At 80.5% G+C, this 770-nt stretch carries 1 protein-coding gene; it reads right to left on the reverse strand.

Annotated features, from left to right (window positions below; genetic code table 11):
• On the reverse strand, positions 1-770 hold a 770-nt coding region (locus tag HEQ75_RS27725; protein ID WP_168035340.1), incomplete at both ends, for a hypothetical protein.

Genomic DNA, 770 nt, shown 5'->3' on the forward strand with positions numbered 1-770 from the left:
CGCCTGCGCCGGCGCCAGCACCGCCAGCAGTGCCAGCCGCGCCGTCGCGGCTTCCCCGGCGCCGGCGGCTTCCCGGCGCAGCCGGGGAAGGGCCTGGTGCTGCGCCGCGCCGGGCAGGCTGGTGGCGGCCGCGGCGAGTTCTGGCGCGACGGCCAGCAGCCCCACCACACGGTCGCGCGCCGCGGCCTCCCCCGCCCAGGCCAGCAGGTTCAGCGCCGCCAGCAGCCCGGTCGGGGTCAGCGGGCGGGACAGCGCGGCGGTCACCGCCACCTCCTCCTCGGTCCAGCCTTCCGGCAGGTCGCGCAGGCTGCGCAGCGGGGTGGCAGCGGCCTCCGCCAAGGCCGGCGCGCGCTGCCGCGCGGCCAGCGCCAGCACCTCCACCAGCCCGGCGGCGGAAGCGGTGCCGCCCTGGCGCAGGAAATCCGCCACCGCCTGCGCCTGGCCCTCGGCCAGGGCCAGGCGCAGCCAGGCCTCGCCGGCGGCCGGGCCGGACAGGCGATGGCGTGCCAGCAGCGCCAGGGCCGGCGCGCGCCGGGCGGGCAGGGCGGCGAGTTCCGCGAACAGGCGCAGTGCCGCGGATTCCGGCGCTTCGTGTTGTGCCAGGCGGCGCAGCCGGTCATGCGCGGCCTGGTCCTGGCCGAGTTCGCGCAGCACGGCGGCGACGCCGCGGGCGCCTTCCGCCGAATCGGGCGGCGTCTCCACCGCCTGCTGGGCGAAGCGGCGCGCCGCGGCACGGTCGCCGCGCGCCAGCGCCACCACGGCGGCGGCAT

This window comes from Falsiroseomonas selenitidurans, from assembly GCF_012103215.1.
Taxonomy (GTDB): Bacteria; Pseudomonadota; Alphaproteobacteria; order Acetobacterales; family Acetobacteraceae; genus Falsiroseomonas; species Falsiroseomonas selenitidurans.